Here is a 24472-nt window from a genome sequence, read left to right on the forward strand (position 1 = left end):
AGCCTGAAGCCTGAAGCCTGAAGCCTGAAGCCTGAAGCCTGAAGCCTGAAGCGCCGCTATCAGCTTCTCGAACACTCATGATGTACATGACCAAGCCTCATACCCGCGCCCCGGCGGATGAGGTAGAATCCGCGCCTCTCTTTATATACCGCCAGCTGATTCTCAGGGGACTGCCATGTTCAGCCGTGATTTGACCCTCGCCCGTTTCGACGCCGATCTCTTCGCTGCCATGGAGCAGGAAGCCCAGCGTCAGGAAGACCACATCGAGCTGATCGCCTCGGAGAACTACACCAGTCCGGCGGTGATGGAAGCCCAGGGTTCGGTACTGACCAACAAGTACGCCGAAGGCTATCCGGGCAAGCGCTACTACGGCGGTTGCGAGCATGTCGACGTGGTCGAGCAGCTCGCCATCGATCGCGCCAAGGAGCTGTTCGGCGCCGATTACGCCAACGTCCAGCCGCATGCCGGTTCGCAAGCTAACAGCGCCGTCTACCTGGCTCTGCTCAATGCCGGCGACACCATTCTCGGTATGAGCCTGGCCCACGGCGGCCACCTGACCCACGGCGCCAGCGTCTCGTCCTCCGGCAAACTGTACAACGCCGTGCAGTACGGTATTAACGATCAGGGCCTGATCGACTACGACGAAGTCGAGCGTCTGGCCGTCGAGCACAAGCCGAAGATGATCGTTGCCGGCTTCTCAGCTTATTCCCAGAAACTGGATTTCCCGCGCTTCCGCGAGATCGCCGACAAGGTCGGTGCCTACCTGTTCGTCGACATGGCTCACGTGGCCGGTCTGGTCGCCGCAGGCGTCTACCCGAACCCGGTGCCGTTCGCCGACGTGGTTACTACCACCACCCACAAGACCCTGCGCGGTCCGCGCGGCGGCCTGATCCTGGCGCGTGCCAACGCCGACATCGAGAAAAAGCTGAATTCCGCCGTATTCCCAGGCGCCCAGGGCGGCCCGCTGGAGCATGTCATCGCAGCCAAGGCGGTGTGCTTCAAGGAAGCGCTGCAGCCGGAATTCAAAACCTATCAACAGCAAGTCGTGAAGAACGCCCAGGCCATGGCCGAAGTGTTCATTCAGCGCGGCTTCGACGTGGTCTCCGGTGGTACTCAGAACCACTTGTTCCTGCTCAGCCTGATCAAGCAGGACATCACGGGTAAGGACGCCGATGCCGCTCTGGGAAGCGCTCACATCACCGTGAACAAGAACAGCGTACCGAACGACCCGCGTTCGCCTTTCGTCACATCCGGCCTGCGCATCGGAACCCCGGCCGTTACCACTCGTGGTTTCGGCGAGTCCGAGTGCCGTGATCTGGCCGGCTGGATTTGCGACATCCTCGGCAACATGGGCGACGAGTCGGTGATCGCAGCGGTTCGTGGCAAGGTCGAGGCGGTCTGCGCCAAGTTCCCGGTCTACGGTAACTAAGGCATCATCGCAATACGGAGAAGCCCGGCCATTTCGCCGGGCTTTTTCGTTTTTACCCAAGGTAGATATATAGCAACCAGCGTTCAGCAAGACTCGTGTCATCCGGAGAGGCTCGATGCAGCTCAAACACAAAATCGCCGCGCTCAGCATCCTGCCTTTGCTGCTGGCCGTGGCGGTGGTCTGCGCGCTGGTCCTCCTGCAGAACCAGCGCCTCGGCGAACAGCAGGCCCAGCTGATCGAAACCAGCATCCTGGCGAGCAAGCAGGCCGAGTTGAAAAACTACGTCGAGATGGCCACCAGCATCATCGCACCGCTCTACGACAGCGGCCGGAATGACGCCGAGACCAAACAGAAGGTGCTTGCGGCGCTGGGCCGATTCAGCTTTGGCAGCGACGGCTATTTCTTCGTCTACGACCGTAGCGGACGCAACCTGATGCATCCACGCCAGAGCGAGCTGGTAGGGCAGAACCTATGGAACATGACCGACCCGAACGGCCTGCCGGTGATTCAGGCGCTGATGCACAGCGCCGAAACCGGTAAGGGTTTTCAGCGCTACGCTTGGCAAAAGCCCTCCACGGGGCAGTTCGCGGCGAAACTCGCCTACGTGGTGATGCTTGATCGCTGGGGCTGGATGCTCGGCACCGGCATCTACCTCGAGGACGTCGACCAGGCCATCCTGAAAGTACGTGAGGAGGTTTCCGGCGGCATTCACACCACCATGCTGGCAATCGCCGGGGTGGCGTTGGTGGCGGTGCTGCTCGTTTTCGCCAGCGGCCTGACGCTGAATGTCAGCGAGCGTCGGCTGGCGGATCGCAAGTTGCAGGTGCTTACCCAGCGCATCGTCAGCCTGCAGGAAGAAGAGCGCTCGCGGGTGTCTCGCGAGCTGCACGATGGCATCAGTCAGTTGCTGGTCTCGATCAAGTTTCAGTTCGAGCTGGCCAGTCACGAGCTGGCCAGTGGCAATCCGAAGGCGTTGGAAACGCTGGATCGCGGAACCGAACGCCTGGCGGGAGCGATCGGCGAGGTGCGGCGGATCTCTCACGATCTACATCCGTCGTTGCTCGACACGCTTGGCCTGCCGGCAGCGATCGGTCAGCTTGTGGCCGAGTTCGAACAGCGTAGCGGACTGAAAATGGTATACAGCGATGGCCTCGGCGATGAGATTCCAGACGATGCCGTCGCGGTCGCTTTATTCCGCGTCCTCCAAGAAGCCTTGACCAATATCGAGCGGCACGCTGCGGCACGCTCGGTGTATATCACGCTGGATGGCAACGACGCGTCGGTGCGCTTGAATGTCCGCGATGACGGCGCGGGATTCAATCCACGTCAACTCGATAGCATCAAGGGTGGCATCGGACTGCGCAATATCCGCGAACGAGTCGAACACTTCGGTGGACGTTTCAGTCTGGCCTCGGCACCCGGGCGTACGGAGCTGGACGTGACCCTGCCAGCGCAAGTCGGATGATGCCGGCCGAGATAAACGAATAAGAAGAGGCTCGCCCAATGAACCCCAAAGCGTGCATCAAGGTAGTACTCATCGACGATCATGCGCTGGTGCGTGATGGTATCCGTGCGCTGTTGATGGCCGTGCCCGGGCTGGATGTCGTCGGCGAAGCCGGTTGTGGCGCTGAGGCAAACGAACTGCTCGGTCGCGTGCCGGCTGATGTGGTGCTGATGGATATCGGCTTGAAAGACATCAACGGGCTCGAGCTGACCCAGTCGCTGCGCGAGCAATATCCGGACATCCGAATACTGATCCTGAGCATGTACGACAATCAGGAATACGTGAACACCTCGGTGAAGGTTGGAGCCTGCGGCTATGTATTGAAGGACGCACCTTCACGGGAAATCATCCGGGCGATCGAGGCGATTGCCGCTGGCGGCACTTATTACAGTGAAGGCATCGCCGAGAAGCTGGCCAGCCGCGGCGCTGAGGAGCGGGAGCTGACCCCGCGCGAGCGCGAGGTGCTGCTGATGCTGGCCCAAGGGCATAACAACAAGACCATGGCGCGCGCGCTGCAGATCAGCGTACGGACGGTGGAAACCCACCGGCTGAGCATTCGCCGTAAGCTCGATATCGATCGGCCGGCGGACCTGATGAAGCATGCGATGGTGCATGGCTGGCTGCCGGGGCAGCACTAGCGACCCGATCAAGGCGCTTGAGAATAGAGATCCGCCCAGAAGCCGTCGTTAGCTTGTCCGTGGCTTCCTGTAGGATTGCCCATCAAACAGCTCTCTGGACGCCACATGTCTGTCATACCTTCGGGCGTGATTCTGCCGCCGCCGCTGGTTTACCTGAGTTTCGTAGCCTGCGCTTGGGGGCTGACAAAGTGGGTGCCGCTCGATCTGCCACGGTACGGGCTGTTGGCGTTTGCCGGCTGGGGTTCGATTGCCGTCGGCATCGTGCTGATGCTCTGGGCGGCGCTGGAGATGTATCGCCACCGCACCACCATCAACCCTTACGGTAAACCGAGCAGCCTGCTGCAGACCGGGCCGTTCCGTTTCTCACGTAACCCCATCTATCTCGCCGACACACTGATTTATTGCGGCATCGCGCTGTTGCTCGACAGCCTCTGGCCATGGTTGTTGCTTCCCTTGTTGGTCCTCTGCATACAGCGCACCGTCATCGTCCACGAGGAGCATTTACTGACGCGGTTGTTCGGTGACGATTACCGGGCCTATCGGCGACACGTGCGGCGTTGGCTCTGAATTGCCTTGGCATCGCAGGCGTGACCTATAGTGAATGTAGATTTCCAGGAGTAGATCCGATGAGCGAAACAAGCAGCGACCGCCGGCGCTTTCAGCGCTTTGCCTTCGACGCCGAAACGGTGCTTCTGCAGGGGCAGCGCCGCTGGCCGGTCGAGTTGCACGACCTATCGCTGAAGGGGTTGCTGGTGCATCGTCCGACAGGCTGGGATGCCGATCCCGCGCAGCCGTTCGAAGCACGGATACGGCTGTCCGACGATGCTGAGGTGCGCATGGAGGTCGAAATGACTCATGCCGAAGGCGAGCTGATCGGCATGGTTTGCCGGTACATCGATGTCGACTCCATCAGTCATTTGCGACGGCTGGTCGAGCTCAATCTCGGCGACGAAGCGCTACTCGAGCGTGAACTTGCAGCGCTCGGCGCGCCCTGAACGTCGTCGCGGTATTACTCGAACAACGCATCCAGCGCCTGTTCGAGCCGCGTCACCGCGATGATCTCAAGACCGGCCGGCGCCTCCTTCGGGGCGTTGCCCTTGGGCACGATGGCGCGTTTGAAACCGTGCTTGGCGGCTTCCTTCAGTCGTTCCTGGCCGCTCGGCACCGGGCGGATTTCACCAGATAGGCCGACCTCACCGAATACCAACAGATCGGTATCGAGTGGCCGGTTGCGCAGACTCGAGATGACCGCGGCCATCAGTGCCAGATCCGATGCCGTTTCCAATACTTTCACGCCGCCGACCACGTTGATGAACACGTCCTGGTCATAGGTCGGAATACCGCCGTGGCGATGCAGAACGGCGAGCAACATGGCCAGGCGATTCTGATCCAGCCCGAGGGTGACGCGGCGCGGGTTGGCCATGTGGCTGGTATCGACCAGTGCTTGGACCTCCACGAGCATTGGCCGGGTGCCTTCCCAGGTGGCCATGACGACACTGCCGGGTACCGCTTCCTGCGCGCGGGTGAGAAAGATCGCCGAGGGGTTGGTGACTTCCTTGAGGCCCTTGTCGGTCATGCCGAACACGCCCAGCTCGTTGATCGCGCCAAAGCGGTTCTTCACCGCGCGCAGCAGGCGCAGGCGGCCATCGGATTCGCCTTCGAAATACAGCACCGTATCGACCATATGTTCCAGCACCCGCGGACCGGCGAGCGCGCCTTCTTTGGTCACGTGGCCGACAAGAAAGATCGCCGTGCCGCTCTGCTTGGCAAAACGCACCAGCAGCGCCGCACTTTCGCGCACCTGGGCGACGCCGCCGGGCGCAGATTGCAGCTGCTCGGTGAAGATCGTCTGGATCGAATCGATCACCATCACTTTGGGCTTTTCCAGGCGCGCGGTGGCGATGATGGTTTCGATGCAGGTTTCGGTCATCACTTTGAGCTTGTCCTGCGGCAGGTCCAGGCGGCGGGCGCGCATCGCCACCTGCTGCTGGGACTCCTCACCAGTGACGTAGAGCGCCGGAAACTGCCGGGCTATGTTGCACAGGGTCTGCAGCAGGATGGTCGATTTGCCAATGCCCGGGTCACCGCCGATCAGCACTACCGAGCCGTCTACCAACCCGCCACCAAGTACGCGATCCAGTTCGCCGGAGGCGGTGGAAAAGCGAGGCACTTCTTCGACGCTGACTTCGGCCAGGGTCTTGATATTGGCCTGCTCGCCGGCCCAACCGGCGCGGCCCGACGGCGGCGCGGCGCCGTCAATGATGGTTTCGACAAGGGTATTCCAGGCGCCGCAGTCGCCGCACTGGCCCGCCCACTTGGGGAAGGTCGAGCCGCATTCGGTGCAGCCATACATGCGCTTGGCCTTGGCCATGAGGAACTCCGTGTCGAGCAAATGGAGCCGCATGATAACGGCTGACTCGATCGGCATCAGCCACAAGCGCCGCGCGATTGTAAAGGAATCGCACAGAAGCGAAGCTCAGCGCGACGGACTATAGCCGCGCCCTGCTTTCGTAGGATGGGTGAAACCCATCAAAGCGCAACAACGTAATCCCAGGGTGCCATCAAGCGGCACCTGAAAACCTGCGCCTACCCACGCAAACCAACCGTTCCTGCTACCGCTGAAATCTGTCTGGCCCGGTGCTTGAACCAAACCTATGCTGCACAAGGTCAAAGCGCTACGGCGGTCGTTCCGGCCGCAATTTTTCAATGACCAAGGGGAGAGAATTCATATGGGCATGATCAGTGAGTTCAAAGCATTTGCAGTGAGGGGCAACGTCATCGACATGGCGGTCGGCATCATTATCGGGGCGGCGTTCACCAAAATCGTCTCGTCTTTCGTCGCCGACGTGGTGACGCCGCCGCTTGGGATGTTGATCGGTGGTGTGGACTTTTCGGATCTGGCCATCGTACTCAAGCAGGCCGTGGGCGATGTGCCTGCGGTAACCCTGAGCTATGGCCGCTTCATCCAGACGATGTTTGATTTCGTCATCGTTGCCTTTGCCATTTTCCTTGCGGTGAAGGGCATCAATAGCCTCAAGCGCAAGGAGGCAGAGGCGCCATCGGCTCCGCCGGCACCCAGCAAGGAAGAGGTGCTGCTGACCGAAATCCGCGATGCGCTGCGCGCACAGAATCGGCCATAAGGCGGGCCTGACGATGCGCTAGAGATTTTGCGGCACTACAGCTCCCGGCACGGCTTTCTGCACCTTGCAGCCAGGCAGAGGCATCGCCAGAATGGCGGCATCAATCGTGGCCATCAGGCCACTCCAGCAAGGATTTCCGATGCCCGAAACTGTCGCTGCCGGCCTGCGCCTGGCACCCGAGGCGCTGACCCGCCCCTTCGAACCCGCTCAGTTCGACTTCAAGACCACCGATGAACTGGAGCCTTTTCTCGGCGTGCTCGGACAGGAGCGCGCGGTCGAAGCCCTGCAATTCGGCGTGGCGATGCCACGTCCCGGCTATAACGTTTATGTGATGGGCGAACCGGGAACGGGCCGTTTTTCCTTCGTGCGGCGCTACCTCAAGGCTGAAGGCAAGCGGCTGGATACTCCCTCGGACTGGATGTACGTCAATAATTTCGACGAGCCGCGCGAGCCGCGCGTGGTGGAGTTGCCCCAAGGCGGAGCCGGTGAGTTCATCGCCGACATCGGCCAGCTGATCGACAATTTGATGGCGACTTTCCCTGCGGTGTTCGAGCACCCAAGCTTCCAACAGAAGAAGAGCGCCATCGATCGCGCCTTCAACCAGCGCTACGACAAGGCACTGGATGTCATCGAGAAGCTTGCCCTGGAAAAAGAAATCGCCCTCTACCGCGACAGCAGCAACATTGCCTTCACGCCGATGAAGGACGGCAAATCGATGGACGAGGCGGAGTTCGCCCAACTGCCCGAGGCAGACCGCGAGCGCTACCACGAAGATATTTCCGCGCTGGAAGTCCATCTGAATGAAGGTCTCGCCAGCCTGCCGCAGTGGAAGCGCGAGTCGAGCAATCAACTGCGCCAGCTCAATGACGAGACCATCAGCCAGGCCTTGCAGCCACTGCTCGCGCCGTTGTCGGAGAAGTATGGTGAGAATGCGGGCATCGACGCCTACCTGCAGGCGGTGCAGGTCAATCTGCTAAAAACCGTGGTCGAGCAGTTGGTCGACGAGAATCGCCCCGACGCCCAGACCCGCCAACTGCTCGAAGAGCAGTACAGCCCGAGCCTCGTGGTTGGGCACCCGCTCGACGGCGGCGCGCCAGTGGTGTTCGAGCCGCACCCGACCTATGACAATCTGTTTGGCCGTATCGAATACAGCACCGATCAAGGCGCTCTCTACACCAGCTATCGCCAGCTGCGCCCAGGCGCGCTGCACCGCGCCAATGGTGGTTTCCTGATGCTCGAGGCGGAGAAGATGCTCAGTGAGCCCTTCGTCTGGGAAGCGCTCAAGCGCGCCTTGCAGTCGCGCAAATTGAAGATGGAATCGCCGTTGGCCGAGCTTGGTCGGCTGGCGACCGTGACGCTGAACCCGGCGGTCATTCCGCTCAACGTCAAGGTCGTGATCATCGGCTCGAGGCAGCTGTACTACACGCTGCAGGACTTGGATCCGGATTTTCAGGAGATGTTTCGCGTGCTGGTGGACTTCGATGAAGAAATCCCGCTGGCCGAAGACAGCCTCGAACAGTTCGCCCAACTGATGAAAACCCGCACATCGGAAGAGGGCATGGCGCCACTGACCGCCGCGGCGGTTGCGCGTCTGGCCACCTACAGTGCGCGACTGGCCGAGCACCAGGGACGTCTGTCGGCGCGTATCGGTGATCTGTTCCAGCTGGTCAGCGAGGCGGATTTCATTCGCCAGCTGGCCAAGGACGAAGTCACCGATGTCGGTCACATCGAGCGGGCCTTGAAAGCCAAGGCCACCCGCACCGGGCGCGTCTCGGCACGCATCCTCGAGGACATTCTCGCCGGCGTCATCCTCATCGACAGCGAGGGCGCCGCCATCGGCAAGTGCAATGGCCTGACGGTGCTGGAGGTTGGCGACTCCGCGTTTGGCATGCCGGCGCGCATCTCGGCCACGGTTTATCCGGGTGGTTCGGGCATTGTCGACATCGAGCGCGAGGTCAATCTCGGTCAGCCGATTCACTCCAAGGGTGTGATGATCCTGACCGGCTTTCTGGGCAGCCGCTACGCACAGGAATTCCCGCTGGAAATTTCTGCCAGCATCGCGCTGGAGCAATCCTACGGGTATGTCGACGGTGACAGCGCATCGCTTGGCGAATGCTGCGCGCTGATTTCAGCTATCTCGCGCACGCCGCTCAAGCAATGCTTCGCCATCACCGGATCGATCAATCAGTTCGGTGAAGTGCAGGCCGTCGGTGGCGTCAACGAGAAGATCGAAGGTTTCTTCCGGCTGTGCGAAGCGCGAGGGCTGACAGGCGAGCAGGGCGCGATCATTCCCTTCGCCAACGTCACCACGCTGATGCTCGACGAGCGCGTGCTTGAGGCGGTGCGCCAGGAGCGCTTCCACATCTACGCTGTGCGTCATGTGGATGAAGCGCTCTCGCTGCTGGTCGGCGAACAGGTGGGTGCGGCGGACAAGGACGGGCAGTTCCCCAAGGGCAGCGTCAATGCTCGGGTGGTGGAGCGGTTGCGCGATATCGCCGAGATCGAACTCGAGGACGAAACCAAGAGCGACGCAGCGCCACCGTCGGAAGTCCTGGCCACGGCGCCGACAAACGGTGCGGAGCAGAACTAGTCGGTTCTATATTGAGCGGTTATTGAACGGAACGATACGACCGGTTGCGGGTCTGCAATGGAGGGGAGTTCCCACTCCCTATCCACATGGTTATCCACAGCTTCTGGGGATAAACAGGTTGGCCCGGCCATTCGTCGAGAGTGGCGGTGCGCAACCGAGCGCGAGGATCGCCGTCATGTCACACACGCTTTGCCTGAACCGCCAGTGCCTGGGCCTAGTGACCCGTATCGAATGCATCATCCGTCCACTAGCCGGCGGCAACGGCTTATGGACGCTGCTCTGCGCGGCGGGTATCAGTACCGGTCAGCCTACTGCGATCAAGGCGCAGGGCCCATTCCACGGGCCTCGAGAGGCTGAGTCAGTGCTGGAGGCGATAGCCAGTAATCTCTATGGGCAAGGCTATTGCGAATCCAACTCGCCATCGATCTGGCAACTGCATATGCAAGCTGAATTGCGCAAGGTCAACGCTAACCAGGCTCGTTATCTCGGTGGTTGGGAATCGCGAACCTGAGTCATGGATGATCGCGTCGCGTCTGCGGGCTTGGCTTTTCTGGCTAGGCCGGCGGCTTTGTGATTTTCTTATCCACAACGAAATATGCTGCCACAGCGCCTTTATTGAAGACTCCGTAGCGCTGCGTATACTCGCCTGCCTGTATCCGCCTCAGTGAGAACAGATGGAACGCTTCATCGAGAACACCATGTATGCCGCGCGCTGGTTGCTGGCGCCTATCTACTTTGGCCTGGCGTTCGCCCTGTTGGCCTTGGCGATCAAGTTCTTTCAGGAAATCTGGCACATCCTGCCGGTAGTGCTGTCTCTGAGCGAAGGCGATCTGATTCTCAAGCTGCTGTCTCTGATCGATATGGCGCTGGTGGGCGGCCTGTTGGTCATGGTCATGCTGTCCGGCTATGAGAATTTCGTGTCGCAGCTGAACGTGGACGAAGGCAAGGAAAAGCTCGACTGGCTCGGCAAGATGGACTCCGGCTCGCTGAAGATGAAGGTGGCAGCGTCGATTGTGGCGATTTCCTCGATTCATCTGCTGCGTATGTTCATGGATGCGCAGCAGCTCGAAAGCGAGCAACTGATGTGGTACGTCATCATTCACCTGACATTCGTGTTCTCCGCGTTTGCCATGGGCTATTTGGACAAGCTCACCAAGCATTGATCCGCTAATTGCCAGTACGCCGGATTGCAGCCATGCTCCGATCGACGCGGTGCGGTCGCGCTCGTCATTATGGCCATGCCTTTCAATCAGCAGGTTCAAAGCGGTGACCTGACTCGCTCAGTGAGGAGGCGGGTGTTAGAAAGCAGGGCTGTGCTAGGCTGTCGGCCCTTTTTTCCAGCGGAGCCCAGGCATGACCGATCTGAACCTTTCAACCGACGAAACTCGCGTGAGCTACGGTATCGGCCGCCAGCTGGGGGATCAGTTGCGTGATAATCCGCCGCCGGGCATCAGCCTGGATGCGGTGATCGCAGGCATTCGTGATGCCTTTTCCGGTGCTTCGAGCCAAGTCAGCCCGGAAGAGCTGAACGCCAGCTTTGCAGTCATTCGCGAGCGCATGCAGGCCGAGGCTCAAGAAAAGGCCGAAGCCGCCGCAGGCGAGGGCAAAGCGTTTCTGACGGAGAACGCCAAGCGCGAAGGCATCACAACGCTCGAATCGGGTCTGCAATACGAAGTGCTCACCGCTGGCGACGGCGCCAAGCCGAGCCGCGAAGACCAGGTCCGCACTCATTATCACGGCACGCTGATCGATGGCAGCGTTTTCGACAGCTCTTATCAGCGTGGCCAGCCGGCCGAATTTCCGGTCGGTGGCGTGATTGCTGGCTGGACCGAAGCTCTACAGCTGATGGCCGTCGGCAGCAAGTGGCGCCTCTATGTACCGAGCGAACTGGCGTACGGCGCCCAGGGTGTCGGTAGCATTCCTCCGCACAGCGTGTTGATTTTCGACGTCGAGCTACTGGCAGTACTTTAAAGGCTAGGGGCGCAACGCCCGTGCATAGCTGAACAGGAACAGGTTGCGTACCTGTTCCTTGAGCACGCCGGCCTCGCTGGTGCTCAACTCCTGCAGATCCAGATCGCCCTGCTCGCGCAGTTCGTCCAGGGCTTCTCCTTCCAGTGAAACGCACACCGCACCGGTGTTGCGATCGAGTATCCGTAGATAGGGTTGCGGACGGTCCAGCCAGGCATCGATCAGATAAGTCATTGTTCACCTCCAGTTGATTCATTTAATGAGAATAATTGTTATTTGCAAATACGCAAGCGCAAAAATCCTCAGCTCCGATCGATGGCGGCGGGTCTGATCAATATGGCTAATGAAGTGTTGGGTGAGCGGCTGGAAGGGTGCACGACGCTCCCTTCGACTCTTTAACGTCAGTGCGTCCGAGCGACGGCGAAGCGGCTGAGTTCTACCAAGGCGTCGCGATAGCGGTTAGCGGGGATTAATTCGAGGCAGGCGATGGCACGATCGGCATAGTCACGCGCCATACGTGCGGTGTACTCCAGTGCACCGCACGCTTCTACGGCCGTACGGATACTTTCGAGATCTTCAATGCCGCCTTTCTGGATCGCTTTGCGCACCAGCGCAGCCTGTTCCGCGCTGCCTTCGCGCATGGTGTAGATCAATGGCAGGGTTGGCTTGCCTTCGGCCAGATCGTCGCCGACATTCTTGCCGAGGGTTTCGGTGTCGCCCTGATAATCGAGAAGATCGTCCACCAGTTGAAAGGCAATGCCCAGATGATCGCCAAAGGTGCGCAGCGCCTCGCACTGTTCCGCGCTGGCGCCAGCCAGAGTAGCGGCGCTGTGGGTGGATGCTTCGAAGAGCATCGCGGTCTTGCCGCGGATGACTTCCATGTAGATTTCTTCGGTGGTGCTGGCATCGCGGACTTTGGATAGCTGCAGCACTTCGCCTTCGGCAATCACTCGGGTAGCTTGGGAAATGATGCGCATGACCGGCATTGAGCCGAGATCGACCATCATTTCGAACGAGCGCGCATAAAGGAAGTCGCCCACCAGTACGCTTGGCGCGTTACCCCACAGCGCGTTGGCAGTGGAGCGGCCACGGCGCATGCCGGACATGTCGACCACATCGTCATGCAGCAGAGTCGAGGTGTGCAGAAATTCGATGATTGCAGCCAGCAGGCGCAACTGATCGCCCTTGAGGCCCAGTGCGCTGCCGCTGAGCAAGACCAGCAAAGGGCGTAGGCGCTTGCCGCCGGCCGAGGTGATGTAATCCCCGATCTTTTCCACGAGCGGCACGCGGGAAGTCAGTTGGTTGCGGATAATGCCGTCAACGGCGGCAAAATCTTCAGCCACTACTTGGTAAAAGGCCTGGGGTTGCATCGGGGACGAGTACTCCTCGGAGATTGCGCGGCATGCTATGGGGCGGGTCAGGCACTGTCAAGGCAAGGCCCGCCGGCTATTGCGTGTGTCCTGGCGCATGCGTACAATCGCGGACCCTGAACTTCCCCCTGGGCATTTCCCTGCCTTACGCAATTGCAAGGGCGCCTCTCCCGGCCCCGAGCAGCCATGCCAGCCACCAACTATTTCACTTAAGCGCTGGGTGAGCAGGATCAACGGAGATACACAGATGTACGCAGTTATCGTTACCGGCGGCAAGCAATACAAGGTCGCCGAAGGCGAATACCTCAAGATTGAAAAACTCGAAGTTGCCACCGGCGAAGCAGTCACTTTTGACCGCGTTCTGCTGATCGGCAACGGCGAAGATGTAAAGATCGGCGCTCCGGTGGTCGATGGTGCCAAGGTCACTGCTGAAGTGATCGCCCAAGGTCGTCATGACAAGGTCACCATCATCAAATTCCGCCGTCGTAAGCACCACATGAAGCGTCAGGGCCACCGTCAGTGGTTCACTGAGGTCAAAATCACCGGTATTCAGGGCTAATCGGGCCTGAATCCCCTTATAGGAGTATTGAACTCATGGCACACAAAAAAGCTGGCGGTTCTACCCGCAACGGTCGCGACTCAGAAGCCAAACGACTTGGCGTGAAGATGTACGGCGGCCAGGTCATCAAGGCCGGCAACATCATCGTGCGTCAGCGCGGCACCCAGTTCCATGCCGGTTACGGCGTCGGTATGGGTAAGGATCACACCCTGTTCGCGAAAGTGGAAGGCGTGATCAAATTCGAAGTGAAGGGCGCTTTCGGCCGTCGCTACGTGAGCGTCGTCGCAGCCTAACTGCGGCGTTGCTGGAAAAGCCCTGTCATGCGACGGGGCTTTTTTGTTTCTGTATCCTGAGGCTCTTGCAAAGAAACTGCTCGGTGCTCATTCAGTTTTCGCTGGGTTTTTTGCAAGACCCTTATGTTCCTGTTTTCTAGCCCGTCCCTGCGGCGGGAGGCGTTCCCATGAAATTTGTCGATGAAGTGTCGATTTTTGTAAAAGCCGGTGATGGTGGTAACGGCATGATGAGCTTCCGCCGTGAGAAGTTCATCGAGAAAGGTGGCCCTAACGGCGGCGATGGCGGCGATGGCGGTTCCGTTTATTTGGAAGCCGACGTGAACCTCAATACGCTGGTCGACTACCGCTATACCCGCCGCTTCAATGCGCCGAATGGGCAGAAGGGCGGTAGCACGGAATGCACCGGTGCGAAGGGTGATGATCTGATTCTGCCGGTGCCGGTCGGCACCACCGTAATCGATGCCGCTACCCAGGATGTCATTGGAGACTTGACCAAGCCAGGTCAGCGCCTGTTGGTCGCTCAAGGTGGTTGGCATGGTCTGGGCAATACGCGCTTCAAGTCGAGCACCAATCGTGCGCCGCGGCAGACCACGCCGGGCAAGCCTGGTGATGCGCGCGACCTGAAACTGGAATTGAAGGTACTGGCCGATGTCGGCCTGCTGGGCTTGCCAAACGCTGGCAAGAGTACCTTTATCCGCTCGGTTTCGGCGGCAAAGCCGAAGGTGGCGGATTATCCCTTTACCACGTTGATTCCAAATCTCGGCGTGGTCAGCGTTGGTCGCTACAAAAGCTTTGTCATTGCTGACATCCCTGGTCTGATCGAGGGTGCAGCCGAAGGTGCCGGCCTGGGAATCCGATTCCTCAAGCACTTGGCGCGGACTCGTCTGTTGCTGCATCTCGTAGATATGGCGCCGCTGGATGAAAGCGACCCGGCCGACGCCGCCGAAGTGATCCTCAACGAGCTGGACAAGTTCAGTCCGGCCTTGATGCAGCGTGATCGGTGGCTTGTACTGAACAAGGCCGACCAGTTGCTCGAGGAGGATCGCGAAGAGCGCGTGCGTCGAGTTGTCGAGCGTCTCGAGTGGACCGGACCGGTTTTCGTCATTTCCGCTCTGGAGCGTGAAGGTACCGAGGCGCTCACTCAGGCCATCATGCGTTATTTGGACGAGCGCACAATGCGCATCGCCGAGGAGCCCGCATATGCCGAGGCGCTCGCCGAGCTGGATCAGCAAATCGAAGACGAGGCGCGTGCCCGTCTGCAGGAACTCGACGATCAGAGGGCGTTGCGCCGTGCTGGCGTCAAGGCGGCAGCGGATGTCGACGATGACGACTTCGATGATGACGATGATGACGAGGGCGGCGCTGAAATTTTCTACGTACGTTAAGCGTAGTTTTCTATGTAGGCGCGGGTATAGCGAGTGGTCGGCGGGCTGGCTCGTCTGATGCTCATCGAATGGTTTGGCCGGATACCGGATAGAAGGCGGGATCGATGCGGGACAAGGTGAGCGGCGCGCGGCGCTGGGTGGTAAAAATCGGCAGCGCGTTGCTGACCGCCGATGGGCGTGGTCTCGATCAGGCGGCGATGGCTGTCTGGGTCGACCAGATGGTGGCGCTGCGTGAGGCCGGGGTCGAGCTGGTGCTGGTATCGTCCGGTGCCGTTGCCGCTGGTATGAGTCGCCTAGGTTGGACGGCTCGCCCCAAGGCGGTTCACGAGCTTCAAGCAGCTGCTGCAGTCGGTCAGATGGGTTTGATTCGGGCCTGGGAAACCAGCTTTGCGCGCTGCGATCAGCAGACGGCGCAAATCCTCGTCACGCATGACGATCTCTCTGATCGCAAGCGCTATCTCAATGCGCGCAGCACCCTGCGGACCCTGATTGATCTTGGAGTGGTTCCGGTCATAAACGAGAACGATACAGTCGTTACCGACGAAATCCGCTTCGGTGACAACGATACCTTGGCTGCGCTGGTGGCGAACCTGGTCGAGGCGGACCTGTTGGTGATCCTTACCGATCGCGACGGCATGTTCGATGCGGATCCGCGCAGCAATCCTAGCGCTAATCTGATCAGCGAGGCGCGCGCCGATGATCCGGCGCTGGATGCTGTGGCGGGCGGTACTGGTGGCGCGCTGGGGCGCGGCGGGATGCAGACGAAGCTGCGCGCGGCTCGCCTGGCTGCGCGTTCCGGTGCCCATACGGTAATCATAGGTGGTCGTATCGAGCAGGTACTGGCGCGGCTCAAGACCGGCGAGCAGCTCGGAACGCTGCTGGCGCCCGAATGCAATCGTCACGCTGCGCGAAAGCAGTGGCTGGCCGGGCACCTGCAGACGCGCGGCACCGTCACGCTTGATGCTGGTGCGGTGCATGCCCTTAAACAGGGTAATCGCAGTCTGTTACCGGTTGGGGTCAAGGCGGCGCAGGGTAGTTTCCGGCGTGGTGAGATGGTGGTCTGCGTGGGACCGGATGGGCGCGAGATTGCCCGCGGGCTGGCCAATTACAACGTTGCCGAGACTCAACGGATTCTTGGGCGGCCATCGGATGAGATCGAGAGGCTGCTTGGTTACGTCGATGAGCCGGAGTTGATTCATCGCGACAATATGATTCTGGTTTGATTGGTAAAAAAGCCGACGAAGCGCTGGAGGCTTGAGGCTGAGCGGAAAAGCGGCGTGCTCTGGAGTGGCGGGTTTCAAGTAAACGCAGAAAGCGTTTGATGTGGGGCGATTCCGCGCCGAATCCTGTTCAGCCTTCAGCCTTCAGCCTTCAGCCTTCAGCCTTCAGCCTTCAGCCTTCAGCCTTCAGCCTTTCTTTGAGGCACAAAAAAACCGGCGCTAGGCCGGTTTTTTCAAGAACGTGCAGTTTAGGCTGCAGCAGCTTCGCCGAGGGCCTTGATGTGACCATTCAGGCGGCTCTTATGGCGAGCGGCTTTGTTCTTGTGAATGATGCCTTTGTCGGCCATACGGTCGATCACGGGCACGGCTGCGGTGTAAGCAGTACGAGCTTTTTCCAGATCTTTTGCATCAATGGCTTTGACCACATTCTTGATGTAGGTACGAACCATGGAGCGCAAGCTGGCGTTGTGGCTGCGACGCTTCTCAGCCTGAATTGCGCGTTTTTTGGCGGAAGGGCTGTTGGCCACCGTCGAACTCCTCGAAAACGTGGGATTACAAAGCAAATAAGGCCGCGAATCATGCCGATGCGGCGCATGGTTGTCAAGCCTGTTTCAGTCATGGGTACTGGCCGGACAGATGGGGTGCCGCTAAACTCGCGGCCTCTTTCAATGTCGTAACTGGCCATCGACCGATGGCCAATTGTCTGGCCGGATCAATCCTGCTGCAACTCTAGGAAGACAAATGTCCGATACATCCGGCAAGGGCGGGTTGCTGCGTTCCAGTGCGGTGGTTAGCGTAATGACGCTGCTGTCCCGCGTGCTGGGCATGGTACGCGATATGGTGGTGGCCAGCTACTTCGGCTCGGGGGCTGCTGCGGACGCCTTCTTCATAGCGTTCAAGATCCCCAATTTTCTTCGGCGGCTGTTCGCCGAAGGCGCATTCGCTCAGGCTTTCGTGCCGGTCCTGTCGGAATACCGAACCAATCGAGCGCTGGCCGAGGTCAAGCTGCTGGTCGATCGTACCGCGGGCATGCTCGGTCTGATCCTTACCGGTATTACCGCGATCGGCGTGCTGGCTTCTCCTTATGTGGTCATGCTCTTCGCGCCGGGCTTTCATGATGATCCGGCGAAGATGCAATTGGCGGGCGAGCTGCTGCGCATCACCTTTCCTTATCTATTGCTGATTTCCCTAACGGCTTTTACGTCCGGCGTGCTCAACAGTTATGGGCATTTCGCTGTGCCGGGCTTTACCCCAGTGCTGCTCAACGTTTGCATGATTACATCGGCAGTGTTTCTCACGCCTTATTTCGATCAGCCGATCATGGCGCTCGCCTGGGGCGTGTTCATCGCCGGGTTCGCGCAGCTGGCGTTCCAGCTTCCTTACGTGGCCAAGCTGGGATTGCTGCCGCGTCCGCGGGTGCGCTTCGGTGACGAAGGCGTGCGGCGCATCATGTTGCTGATGGTGCCGGCGCTGTTCGGGGTTTCGGTCAGTCAGATCAATTTGTTGCTCGATACCGTCCTCGCTTCCTTTCTACAGACCGGCAGCGTGTCGTGGCTGTATTACGCGGACCGCCTTTCCGAGCTGCCATTAGGTGCGTTTGGCATCGCCATCGGCACAGTGATCCTGCCGAGCCTGTCGCGTCAGCATGCGGGGCAAGATCCTAAAGCGTTCTCCGATACGCTCAACTGGGCGTTGCGGATGGTACTGCTGGTGGGGATTCCCGCGGCGCTTGCGCTGGGCATGCTGGCTGAGCCGCTGATCGCCAGCCTGTTCTTTTACGGTGCGATGAGCGAAGAGGCGGTGGTGCAGTCGGCCAGTGCCTTGGAAGCTTATTCTCTGGGTGTGCTGGCGTTCATGCTTATAAAAGTGTTGGCGCCGGGCTTCTTCGCACGGCAGGACATGAAGACGCCGGTGCGTGTCGCAATCATTTGCATGGTCGCCAATATGGTGATGAATCTGATCCTGATTTGGCCGCTCAAGCATGTCGGGCTGGCATTGGCAACGTCGTTGTCGTCGATGCTCAATGCGGGGCTGCTGTTTTGGGGGCTGTACAGGATCGGCGTATTTGAGATTGCGCCGGGTTGGGGGCTGTTCCTTCTGCGCCTGTTTGGTGGTTGCGCCGCGATGGTCGCTGCGGTCTGGTGGCTGAATGTGCCGTCCGTCGAATGGTTTGGCTGGGATTGGCAGCGGCGAGCCTTGCAGCTGGCATTGCTGGTTGCCGCTGGCTTGGCGGCGTTCGTCGCTGGGCTGATATTGCTCGGTCTGCGTCCGCGGCATTTACGTCACTGATCGCTTCGGGCCGCTCACGGCAAACCTGTCCGGGGCCGGTGCCTCATGCGTATAATCGACGACTTTTCAAGCAAGAAGTGCGGTATGCAGCTGGTTCGAGGTCTTCATAACCTGCGCCCCCGGCATCGGGGTTGCGTCGCCACCATCGGTAATTTCGACGGCGTCCACCGGGGGCACCAGGCTATCCTGGCGCGCTTGCGAGAGCGTGCGGCCGAGTTAGGGCTGCCAAGCTGCGTGGTGATCTTCGAGCCACAGCCGCGCGAATACTTCGCACCGGACAGGGCGCCCGCACGCCTGACCCGGCTGCGTGAAAAACTTCAGCTGCTGGACGAGCAGGGCGTCGATCTAGTGCTGTGTCTGGCTTTCAATCGACGTTTGCGCGAGCTGAGTGCCGCCGAGTTCGTCCACGCGACACTGGTCGAAGGGCTTGGCGTTCGGCATCTGGAGGTCGGTGATGACTTCCGTTTCGGTTGTGACCGTGCCGGTGATTTCAATTTTCTGTTGAAGGCCGGCGCTGCGGAAGGCTTCACTGTCGAGGCAGCAACTACCATCGAGGTCGATGGCGACCGAGTTAGCAGTACGCGGCTGCGACAGGTACTTGCCAGCGGCGATTTGGTACTGGCGGAGAAGCTGCTCGGTCGACCGTTCAGTATCACCGGACGGGTCATGCATGGGCAGGCGCTAGGGCGTCAGCTTGGTGCGCCGACCGCCAATATCCAGCTCAAGCGCAAAAGCACACCGCTTAGCGGGGTGTTCATGGTGAGTACGGAAGTCGACGGCATAATACAGCCGGCCGTGGCCAACATCGGCACGCGCCCGTCGGTCAAAAGCGACGGCCAACCCCATCTGGAAGTGCACTTGCTCAATTATCAGGGCGACCTCTATGGTCGTCTGCTGTGCGTGACCTTTCACCACAAGCTGCGTGATGAGCAGCGCTTCGCCTCGCTGGAGGCGCTCAAGACGGCGATCGAAGCAGATATCGCCGCGGCTCGCGAATACTGGCGGGCTTCACCCTTTACCACGAGTCAGGACTGAAATGACCGATTACAAAGCGACCCTCAATCTGCCGTCCACGGCATTTCCGATGAAGGCCGGTCTGCCACAGCGCGAGCCGGAGACCCTGCAGCGCTGGAACAGCATCGACCTGTACGGGAAGCTGCGGCAGATTGGCGAGGGTCGCCCGAAGTTCGTCCTGCATGACGGCCCGCCGTATGCCAACGGCAGTATTCACATCGGTCATGCGGTGAACAAGGTCATCAAGGACTTCATCGTCCGTTCCAAAACCCTTGCCGGTTTCGATGCGCCCTACGTGCCCGGTTGGGATTGCCATGGCCTGCCGATCGAACACAAGGTAGAAATCACGTTTGGTAAAAACCAACCTGCCGACCTGACCCGCGAGCGCTGCCGTGCCTATGCGGCCGAGCAGATCGAAGGGCAAAAGGCTGACTTCATCCGTCTCGGCGTGCTCGGCGAGTGGGACAATCCCTACCGCACCATGGATTTCGCCAACGAGGCCGGTGAAATCCGCGCGCTGGCGAAGATGGTTGAAGGCGGCTTCGTCTTCAAGGGCCTGAAGCCGGTGAACTGGTGTTTCGATTGTGGCTCGGCGCTGGCCGAGGCGGAAGTCGAGTACCAGGACAAAAAGTCCGATGCCATCGACGTCGCTTTCCAGGTCGAAGACGCGGACAAGCTGGCGGCGGCCTTCGGCGTGGCAGCGTTGGCCAAGCCGACCAGCATTGTCATCTGGACCACCACGCCCTGGACTATTCCGGCCAACCAGGCGCTCAACGTACATCCCGACTTTGTCTATGCCCTGGTCGACACCGGCGAAAAGCTGCTGGTTCTCGCCGAAGAACTGGTGGAGTCCTGCCTGCAGCGCTATGGCCTGACCGGTGAAATTATTGCCCGTTGTGAAGGTAAGGCGCTGGAGCTCATCCGTTTCCGTCATCCGTTCTACGAGCGCTTCGCGCCGGTCTATCTGGCCGACTACGTGGAAACCGGCGCCGGTACCGGCATTGTCCATTCCGCGCCCGCTTACGGTGAAGACGACTTCCGCTCCTGCAAGCATTACGGCATGGAGAACGACGATATTCTCAGTCCGGTGCAGAGCCATGGCGTCTATGTCTCCGACCTGCCGTTCTTTGGCGGCCAGTTCATCTGGAAGGCCAACCCGGCCATCGTCGAGAAGCTGGCTGAGGTCGGTGCGCTGCTCAAGCACGAGTCGATCCAGCACAGCTACATGCATTGCTGGCGACACAAGACTCCGCTGATCTACCGCGCTACGGCGCAATGGTTCGTCGGCATGGACAAGGTGGCTCACGATGGCAGTTCGTTGCGTCGCCGGGCGCTGGACGCCATCGAACAGACCGAATTCGTCCCTGCCTGGGGCCAGGCGCGGTTGCACGGCATGATCGCCGGGCGCCCGGATTGGTGTATCTCGCGTCAACGTACCTGGGGTGTACCGATCCCGTTCTTCCTGCACAAGGAAAGCGGCGAGCTGCACCCGCGTACCGTCGAGCTGATGGAGGCCGTGGCGCAACGTGTGGAGCAGGGTGGTATCGAGGCCTGGTCGAAGCTGGATGCGGCCGAGCTGTTGGGCGACGAAGCGGCGCAGTACGACAAGATCAGCGACACCCTGGACGTCTGGTTCGACTCCGGTACCACGCACTGGCACGTGATGCGCGGCTCGCACCCGATGGGGCATGACAATGGCCCCCGTGCGGATCTGTATCTGGAAGGCTCCGACCAGCATCGCGGTTGGTTCCACTCATCGTTGCTGACGGGCTCGGCCATCGACGGTCATGCGCCGTACAAGGGGCTGCTGACGCACGGTTTCGTGGTCGACGAGAACGGCCGCAAGATGTCCAAGTCGCTGGGCAATGTCGTTGCGCCGCAGGAAGTCACTGACAGCCTGGGTGCTGACATCCTGCGCCTTTGGGTAGCCTCTACCGATTATTCCGGCGAGATGGCAGTATCCAAGGTCATCCTGCAGCGCAGCGCTGACTCCTATCGCCGCATTCGCAACACCGCGCGTTTCCTGCTTTCCAACCTCGACGGTTTCGACCCGGCGCAGCATCAGGTGCCGGTCGATCAGATGATCGCGCTCGACCGCTGGGCCATCGATCGCGCACTGCTGTTGCAGCGTGAAATCGAGGAAGCCTACGGCACCTACCGTTTCTGGAACGTCTATCAGAAGGTGCACAACTTCTGCGTACAGGAGCTGGGTGGTTTCTATCTCGACATCATCAAGGACCGCCAGTACACCACTGGTGCCGACAGTCTGCCACGACGCTCTTGTCAGACGGCGCTGTACCACATCGCCGAAGCATTGGTCCGCTGGATCGCGCCGATCTTGTCCTTCACCGCTGATGAAATCTGGCAGTACCTGCCGGGCGAGCGCAACGAATCGGTGATGCTCAACACCTGGTATGAAAGGCTTGCCGAGTTGCCGCAGGACATTGAGCTGGGTCGCGAATTCTGGGAAAGCGTCATGGCGGTCAAGGCTGCCGTGAATAAGGAATTGGAGGCCCAGCGTGCCGCCAAGACCATTGGTGGCAACCTGCAGGCCGAAGTGGTGCTTTATGCCGAAGCTTCGCTCGTGGCCGATCTGTCCAAGCTGGGTAACGAGCTGCGCTTTGTGCTGATCACTTCGGCCGTCGAAGTCGCGCCGTTGGCTGAGGCTCCGGCCGCTGCGGTGGAAAGCGAACTGGCGGGCTTGAAGCTGCTGGTCAAAAAGACCGAACACAGCAAATGCGGTCGCTGCTGGCATCACCTACCAGACGTGGGCAGCGATGCCCAGCATCCGGAGATCTGCGGTCGATGCGTGGAAAATATCGAAGGCGCCGGCGAGGTCCGCCGCTATGCGTGACGGTGCGTATTATCGTAGGGCGGACGCAACCCGCCGTGTTCTTTCGAGGGCAGCGGAATGACCTCGCGCTTCGGTAAGCTCACATGGCTCTGGCTGACCGTGCTGGTGATTGCACTGGATCAGGCATCCAAGCATTACTTCGAAGCCAACTTCAGCCTGTACCAGAAGGTCGAGGTGATACCCGACTACTTCGCTTGGACCCTGGCCTACAACACGGGCGCAGCCTTCAGCTTTCTTGCCGATCATTCCGGCTGGCAGCGTTGGCTATTCGCCGTGATCGCCATCGGCGTCAGTGCCGTGCTGGTGGTCTGGATGAAACGCCTGAAGCCCCACGAGACCTGGCTGGCGGTTGCCTTGGCGCTGGTCTTGGGGGGTGCCCTCGGCAACCTCTATGATCGTGTGGTGCTTGGTCACGTGGTCGATTTCATTCTGGTGCATTGGCAGAACCGCTGGTATTTCCCAGCATTCAACATCGCCGACAGCGCCATCACCATCGGCGCCGTGATGCTGGCGCTGGATATGTTCCGTGGCAGTAAAACGGGAGAAGCGGTAAATGACTGAACAACGCATCGGGCCGGACATGCAGGTGACTTTGCACTTCGCGCTGAGCCTGGATAATGGCGAGCAGGTCGATAGTACCTTCGACAAGCAGCCGGCCACCTTCAAAGTCGGCGACGGAAACCTGCTTCCGGGCTTCGAACAGCAGTTGTTCGGGCTCAAGGCCGGCGACAAACGCACCATCCAGATCGCGCCGGAACAAGGCTTCGGCCAGCACAACCAGCAGAACGTGCAGGTCATGCCTCGTAGTCAGTTCGAAGGCATGGAACTCTCGGAAGGCCTGCTGGTGATCTTCAACGATGCAGCCAAGACTGAGTTACCGGGTGTCGTCAAAAATTACGACGAGCTCCAGGTCACCGTGGATTTCAACCATCCGCTGGCCGGCAAGACGTTGACCTTCGAAGTGGAAATATTCGAGGTCAAGCCGGTCTGAAAGACCAGTCCCTGTAAGCAAGCTGCTCTTGTAGGAGCCTGCTTGCTGGCGAACCAGGGCGCGTTCCCCTATTGCGAGCATGGGCGTTATGGAGATTCCAGCTTCGCTTCATACCGCTGACCAGGCGTTACACTCAACAACTCATCCGCCCCGAGTGCCGAGAATTCACATGCAAATCAAACTCGCCAATCCGCGTGGCTTTTGTGCCGGTGTCGACCGTGCTATCGAGATCGTCAACCGTGCCCTCGAAGTCTTCGGTCCGCCGATCTATGTGCGTCATGAGGTCGTGCATAACAAGTTCGTGGTGGAGGATCTGCGTGAGCGGGGCGCAATCTTCGTCGATGAACTCGACCAAGTGCCGGATGGCTTTATCGTGATTTTCAGCGCCCACGGCGTGTCGCAGGCGGTGCGGATGGAAGGGGAAAGGCGCGGCCTGAAGGTGTTCGACGCCACCTGCCCACTGGTCACCAAGGTACATCTGGAAGTGACCAAGTACAGCCGGGAAGGGCGCGAGTGCATCCTCATCGGCCATGAGGGGCATCCTGAAGTCGAAGGCACCATGGGCCAATACGACACTGCCAACGGCGGCTCGATCTACTTGGTAGAAGACGAGGAGGATGTTGCCAATCTGCAGGTTCGCAACCCTGACGCGCTGGCATTCGTTACTCAAACCACCTTGTCCATGGACGACACCAGTCGCGTGATCGATGCGCTGCGGGCACGTTTCCCGTCGATCGGCGGGCCGCGCAAGGACGATATCTGCTACGCCACCCAGAATCGCCAGGATGCGGTCAAGCAACTGGCCGGCGAGTGCGATGTGGTGTTGGTCGTCGGCAGCCCCAACAGCTCTAACTCCAATCGCCTACGCGAGCTGGCCGAGCGCATGGCGACCCCCGCATACCTGATCGATGGGGCGGAAGATCTCAAGCGTGAGTGGTTCGAAAATGCCAGCAGAATCGGTATCACCGCCGGTGCCTCGGCGCCCGAAGTGCTGGTGCGTGGGGTGCTCGATCAACTACGCGAATGGGGCGCTACGGGGATGGATGAGCTGGACGGGCGGCCGGAGAACGTGACGTTCTCGATGCCGAAGGAGTTGCGGTTGAAAGCCCTATAGCTGTTGCCTATGGATTGCGATGTGACGGATAGCGTCTGCAACGAACTCCGGTCGTGCAACTTACCGGACTGCGGCCTCGCGATAGCGCTTTAGGAATAATCTGACAGAGCGGAG

General features: G+C 60.0%; 24 protein-coding genes. 20 read left to right on the forward strand and 4 right to left on the reverse strand.

Annotated features, from left to right (window positions below; translation table 11 throughout):
• The first annotated feature begins 175 nt into the window (after nucleotides 1-175).
• The 5 genes from glyA to AC2LD7_RS11940 all read left to right on the forward strand — a co-directional run bounded on the left by glyA (nucleotide 176) and on the right by AC2LD7_RS11940 (nucleotide 4566).
• Nucleotides 176-1429, forward strand: a complete 1254-nt coding sequence (gene glyA / locus AC2LD7_RS11920) for a serine hydroxymethyltransferase (RefSeq protein ID WP_484597950.1) — start codon at nucleotides 176-178, stop codon at nucleotides 1427-1429.
• Nucleotides 1430-1544: 115 nt separating this feature from the next.
• Nucleotides 1545-2894, forward strand: coding sequence for a cache domain-containing protein (locus AC2LD7_RS11925; protein ID WP_484597951.1), 1350 nt, complete (start codon nucleotides 1545-1547; stop codon nucleotides 2892-2894).
• Between the two features lie 38 nt (nucleotides 2895-2932).
• Nucleotides 2933-3571 (forward strand): response regulator, encoded by a 639-nt coding sequence (locus AC2LD7_RS11930; RefSeq protein ID WP_484597952.1) that lies wholly within the window; start codon nucleotides 2933-2935, stop codon nucleotides 3569-3571.
• A gap of 105 nt (nucleotides 3572-3676) precedes the next feature.
• Nucleotides 3677-4138, forward strand: a complete 462-nt coding sequence (locus tag AC2LD7_RS11935; RefSeq protein ID WP_484597953.1) for a methyltransferase family protein — start codon at nucleotides 3677-3679, stop codon at nucleotides 4136-4138.
• 59 nt (nucleotides 4139-4197) lie between these two features.
• Nucleotides 4198-4566: a PilZ domain-containing protein gene (locus AC2LD7_RS11940; protein WP_484597954.1), complete on the forward strand. Its 369-nt coding sequence runs from the start codon at nucleotides 4198-4200 to the stop codon at nucleotides 4564-4566.
• Between the two features lie 14 nt (nucleotides 4567-4580).
• On the opposite strand, the gene radA is transcribed toward AC2LD7_RS11940, so the two are convergent.
• Nucleotides 4581-5942, reverse strand: coding sequence for a DNA repair protein RadA (gene radA, locus AC2LD7_RS11945; RefSeq protein WP_484597955.1), 1362 nt, complete (start codon nucleotides 5940-5942; stop codon nucleotides 4581-4583).
• A 358-nt stretch (nucleotides 5943-6300) separates the two neighbouring features.
• Between radA and mscL the strand changes: the two genes are divergently transcribed.
• The 5 genes from mscL (at nucleotide 6301) to bamJ (ending at nucleotide 11272) form a co-directional block, all read left to right on the forward strand.
• Complete coding sequence (mscL, locus tag AC2LD7_RS11950) at nucleotides 6301-6711, forward strand: large-conductance mechanosensitive channel protein MscL (RefSeq protein ID WP_484598026.1); 411 nt, start codon at nucleotides 6301-6303, stop codon at nucleotides 6709-6711.
• A 139-nt stretch (nucleotides 6712-6850) separates the two neighbouring features.
• The gene (locus AC2LD7_RS11955) at nucleotides 6851-9301 is read left to right on the forward strand and encodes a Lon protease family protein (RefSeq protein ID WP_484597956.1); all 2451 of its coding nucleotides are present in this window, start codon (nucleotides 6851-6853) and stop codon (nucleotides 9299-9301) included.
• Nucleotides 9302-9476: 175 nt separating this feature from the next.
• Nucleotides 9477-9812 carry a PA4575 family protein gene (locus AC2LD7_RS11960; protein ID WP_484597957.1) on the forward strand — a complete coding sequence of 112 codons (336 nt, stop codon included), beginning with the start codon at nucleotides 9477-9479 and terminating at the stop codon, nucleotides 9810-9812.
• Nucleotides 9813-9975: 163 nt separating this feature from the next.
• Nucleotides 9976-10464: a TIGR00645 family protein gene (locus AC2LD7_RS11965; protein ID WP_484597958.1), complete on the forward strand. Its 489-nt coding sequence runs from the start codon at nucleotides 9976-9978 to the stop codon at nucleotides 10462-10464.
• Between the two features lie 190 nt (nucleotides 10465-10654).
• Nucleotides 10655-11272: a BamJ family beta-barrel-assembly machinery protein gene (gene bamJ / locus AC2LD7_RS11970; protein WP_484597959.1), complete on the forward strand. Its 618-nt coding sequence runs from the start codon at nucleotides 10655-10657 to the stop codon at nucleotides 11270-11272.
• 3 nt (nucleotides 11273-11275) lie between these two features.
• On the opposite strand, the gene AC2LD7_RS11975 is transcribed toward bamJ, so the two are convergent.
• Nucleotides 11276-11503, reverse strand: coding sequence for a PA4570 family protein (locus tag AC2LD7_RS11975; RefSeq protein WP_484597960.1), 228 nt, complete (start codon nucleotides 11501-11503; stop codon nucleotides 11276-11278).
• Nucleotides 11504-11670: 167 nt separating this feature from the next.
• Nucleotides 11671-12639, reverse strand: coding sequence for a polyprenyl synthetase family protein (locus AC2LD7_RS11980; RefSeq protein ID WP_484597961.1), 969 nt, complete (start codon nucleotides 12637-12639; stop codon nucleotides 11671-11673).
• Between the two features lie 247 nt (nucleotides 12640-12886).
• Between AC2LD7_RS11980 and rplU the strand changes: the two genes are divergently transcribed.
• From rplU to proB, 4 genes are all read left to right on the forward strand, one after another.
• Nucleotides 12887-13198 carry a 50S ribosomal protein L21 gene (rplU, locus tag AC2LD7_RS11985; RefSeq protein ID WP_003281576.1) on the forward strand — a complete coding sequence of 104 codons (312 nt, stop codon included), beginning with the start codon at nucleotides 12887-12889 and terminating at the stop codon, nucleotides 13196-13198.
• Nucleotides 13199-13233: 35 nt separating this feature from the next.
• Nucleotides 13234-13491, forward strand: coding sequence for a 50S ribosomal protein L27 (rpmA, locus tag AC2LD7_RS11990; RefSeq protein WP_025240448.1), 258 nt, complete (start codon nucleotides 13234-13236; stop codon nucleotides 13489-13491).
• 167 nt (nucleotides 13492-13658) lie between these two features.
• On the forward strand, nucleotides 13659-14876 hold the full coding sequence (gene cgtA / locus AC2LD7_RS11995) for an Obg family GTPase CgtA (protein ID WP_484597962.1): 1218 nt from the start codon (nucleotides 13659-13661) through the stop codon (nucleotides 14874-14876).
• 104 nt (nucleotides 14877-14980) lie between these two features.
• The gene (gene proB, locus AC2LD7_RS12000) at nucleotides 14981-16099 is read left to right on the forward strand and encodes a glutamate 5-kinase (RefSeq protein ID WP_484597963.1); all 1119 of its coding nucleotides are present in this window, start codon (nucleotides 14981-14983) and stop codon (nucleotides 16097-16099) included.
• A gap of 245 nt (nucleotides 16100-16344) precedes the next feature.
• Here proB and rpsT read toward each other — a convergent pair whose 3' ends face one another.
• The gene (gene rpsT, locus AC2LD7_RS12005; RefSeq protein WP_014854146.1) at nucleotides 16345-16623 is read right to left on the reverse strand and encodes a 30S ribosomal protein S20; all 279 of its coding nucleotides are present in this window, start codon (nucleotides 16621-16623) and stop codon (nucleotides 16345-16347) included.
• Nucleotides 16624-16837: 214 nt separating this feature from the next.
• Between rpsT and murJ the strand changes: the two genes are divergently transcribed.
• The 6 genes from murJ to ispH all read left to right on the forward strand — a co-directional run bounded on the left by murJ (nucleotide 16838) and on the right by ispH (nucleotide 24358).
• Entirely contained in the window at nucleotides 16838-18385 is a 1548-nt protein-coding gene (murJ, locus tag AC2LD7_RS12010) for a murein biosynthesis integral membrane protein MurJ (RefSeq protein WP_484597964.1), read from the forward strand.
• Nucleotides 18386-18469: 84 nt separating this feature from the next.
• A complete protein-coding gene (gene ribF / locus AC2LD7_RS12015; RefSeq protein WP_484597965.1) occupies nucleotides 18470-19420 on the forward strand; it encodes a bifunctional riboflavin kinase/FAD synthetase in 951 nt (316 codons plus the stop codon).
• A gap of 1 nt (nucleotide 19421) precedes the next feature.
• Entirely contained in the window at nucleotides 19422-22253 is a 2832-nt protein-coding gene (ileS, locus tag AC2LD7_RS12020) for an isoleucine--tRNA ligase (RefSeq protein WP_484597966.1), read from the forward strand.
• A 57-nt stretch (nucleotides 22254-22310) separates the two neighbouring features.
• Nucleotides 22311-22814, forward strand: coding sequence for a signal peptidase II (gene lspA, locus AC2LD7_RS12025; protein WP_484597967.1), 504 nt, complete (start codon nucleotides 22311-22313; stop codon nucleotides 22812-22814).
• On the forward strand, nucleotides 22807-23244 hold the full coding sequence (locus tag AC2LD7_RS12030; protein ID WP_484597968.1) for an FKBP-type peptidyl-prolyl cis-trans isomerase: 438 nt from the start codon (nucleotides 22807-22809) through the stop codon (nucleotides 23242-23244). The genes lspA and AC2LD7_RS12030 overlap by 8 nt, the downstream gene beginning before the upstream one ends.
• A gap of 169 nt (nucleotides 23245-23413) precedes the next feature.
• Entirely contained in the window at nucleotides 23414-24358 is a 945-nt protein-coding gene (gene ispH, locus AC2LD7_RS12035) for a 4-hydroxy-3-methylbut-2-enyl diphosphate reductase (RefSeq protein WP_484597969.1), read from the forward strand.
• Nucleotides 24359-24472 lie beyond the last annotated feature (114 nt).

Source organism: Stutzerimonas sp. (assembly GCF_982611455.1).

What these genes read in the sequence shown, in the direction of transcription:
- lspA (WP_484597967.1), top strand. Translation starts at nt 22,311, where the DNA reads ATGACCTCGCGCTTCGGTAAGCTCACATGGCTCTGGCTGACCGTGCTG.
- AC2LD7_RS12030 (WP_484597968.1), top strand. Translation starts at nt 22,807, where the DNA reads ATGACTGAACAACGCATCGGGCCGGACATGCAGGTGACTTTGCACTTC.
- bamJ (WP_484597959.1), top strand. Translation starts at nt 10,655, where the DNA reads ATGACCGATCTGAACCTTTCAACCGACGAAACTCGCGTGAGCTACGGT.
- AC2LD7_RS11965 (WP_484597958.1), top strand. Translation starts at nt 9,976, where the DNA reads ATGGAACGCTTCATCGAGAACACCATGTATGCCGCGCGCTGGTTGCTG.
- cgtA (WP_484597962.1), top strand. Translation starts at nt 13,659, where the DNA reads ATGAAATTTGTCGATGAAGTGTCGATTTTTGTAAAAGCCGGTGATGGT.
- rplU (WP_003281576.1), top strand. Translation starts at nt 12,887, where the DNA reads ATGTACGCAGTTATCGTTACCGGCGGCAAGCAATACAAGGTCGCCGAA.
- AC2LD7_RS11930 (WP_484597952.1), top strand. Translation starts at nt 2,933, where the DNA reads ATGAACCCCAAAGCGTGCATCAAGGTAGTACTCATCGACGATCATGCG.
- AC2LD7_RS11935 (WP_484597953.1), top strand. Translation starts at nt 3,677, where the DNA reads ATGTCTGTCATACCTTCGGGCGTGATTCTGCCGCCGCCGCTGGTTTAC.
- AC2LD7_RS11960 (WP_484597957.1), top strand. Translation starts at nt 9,477, where the DNA reads ATGTCACACACGCTTTGCCTGAACCGCCAGTGCCTGGGCCTAGTGACC.
- proB (WP_484597963.1), top strand. Translation starts at nt 14,981, where the DNA reads ATGCGGGACAAGGTGAGCGGCGCGCGGCGCTGGGTGGTAAAAATCGGC.
- AC2LD7_RS11980 (WP_484597961.1), bottom strand. Translation starts at nt 12,639, where the DNA reads ATGCAACCCCAGGCCTTTTACCAAGTAGTGGCTGAAGATTTTGCCGCC.
- ileS (WP_484597966.1), top strand. Translation starts at nt 19,422, where the DNA reads ATGACCGATTACAAAGCGACCCTCAATCTGCCGTCCACGGCATTTCCG.
- murJ (WP_484597964.1), top strand. Translation starts at nt 16,838, where the DNA reads ATGTCCGATACATCCGGCAAGGGCGGGTTGCTGCGTTCCAGTGCGGTG.
- rpmA (WP_025240448.1), top strand. Translation starts at nt 13,234, where the DNA reads ATGGCACACAAAAAAGCTGGCGGTTCTACCCGCAACGGTCGCGACTCA.
- AC2LD7_RS11955 (WP_484597956.1), top strand. Translation starts at nt 6,851, where the DNA reads ATGCCCGAAACTGTCGCTGCCGGCCTGCGCCTGGCACCCGAGGCGCTG.
- AC2LD7_RS11925 (WP_484597951.1), top strand. Translation starts at nt 1,545, where the DNA reads ATGCAGCTCAAACACAAAATCGCCGCGCTCAGCATCCTGCCTTTGCTG.
- ribF (WP_484597965.1), top strand. Translation starts at nt 18,470, where the DNA reads ATGCAGCTGGTTCGAGGTCTTCATAACCTGCGCCCCCGGCATCGGGGT.
- mscL (WP_484598026.1), top strand. Translation starts at nt 6,301, where the DNA reads ATGGGCATGATCAGTGAGTTCAAAGCATTTGCAGTGAGGGGCAACGTC.
- AC2LD7_RS11940 (WP_484597954.1), top strand. Translation starts at nt 4,198, where the DNA reads ATGAGCGAAACAAGCAGCGACCGCCGGCGCTTTCAGCGCTTTGCCTTC.
- glyA (WP_484597950.1), top strand. Translation starts at nt 176, where the DNA reads ATGTTCAGCCGTGATTTGACCCTCGCCCGTTTCGACGCCGATCTCTTC.
- radA (WP_484597955.1), bottom strand. Translation starts at nt 5,942, where the DNA reads ATGGCCAAGGCCAAGCGCATGTATGGCTGCACCGAATGCGGCTCGACC.
- ispH (WP_484597969.1), top strand. Translation starts at nt 23,414, where the DNA reads ATGCAAATCAAACTCGCCAATCCGCGTGGCTTTTGTGCCGGTGTCGAC.
- AC2LD7_RS11975 (WP_484597960.1), bottom strand. Translation starts at nt 11,503, where the DNA reads ATGACTTATCTGATCGATGCCTGGCTGGACCGTCCGCAACCCTATCTA.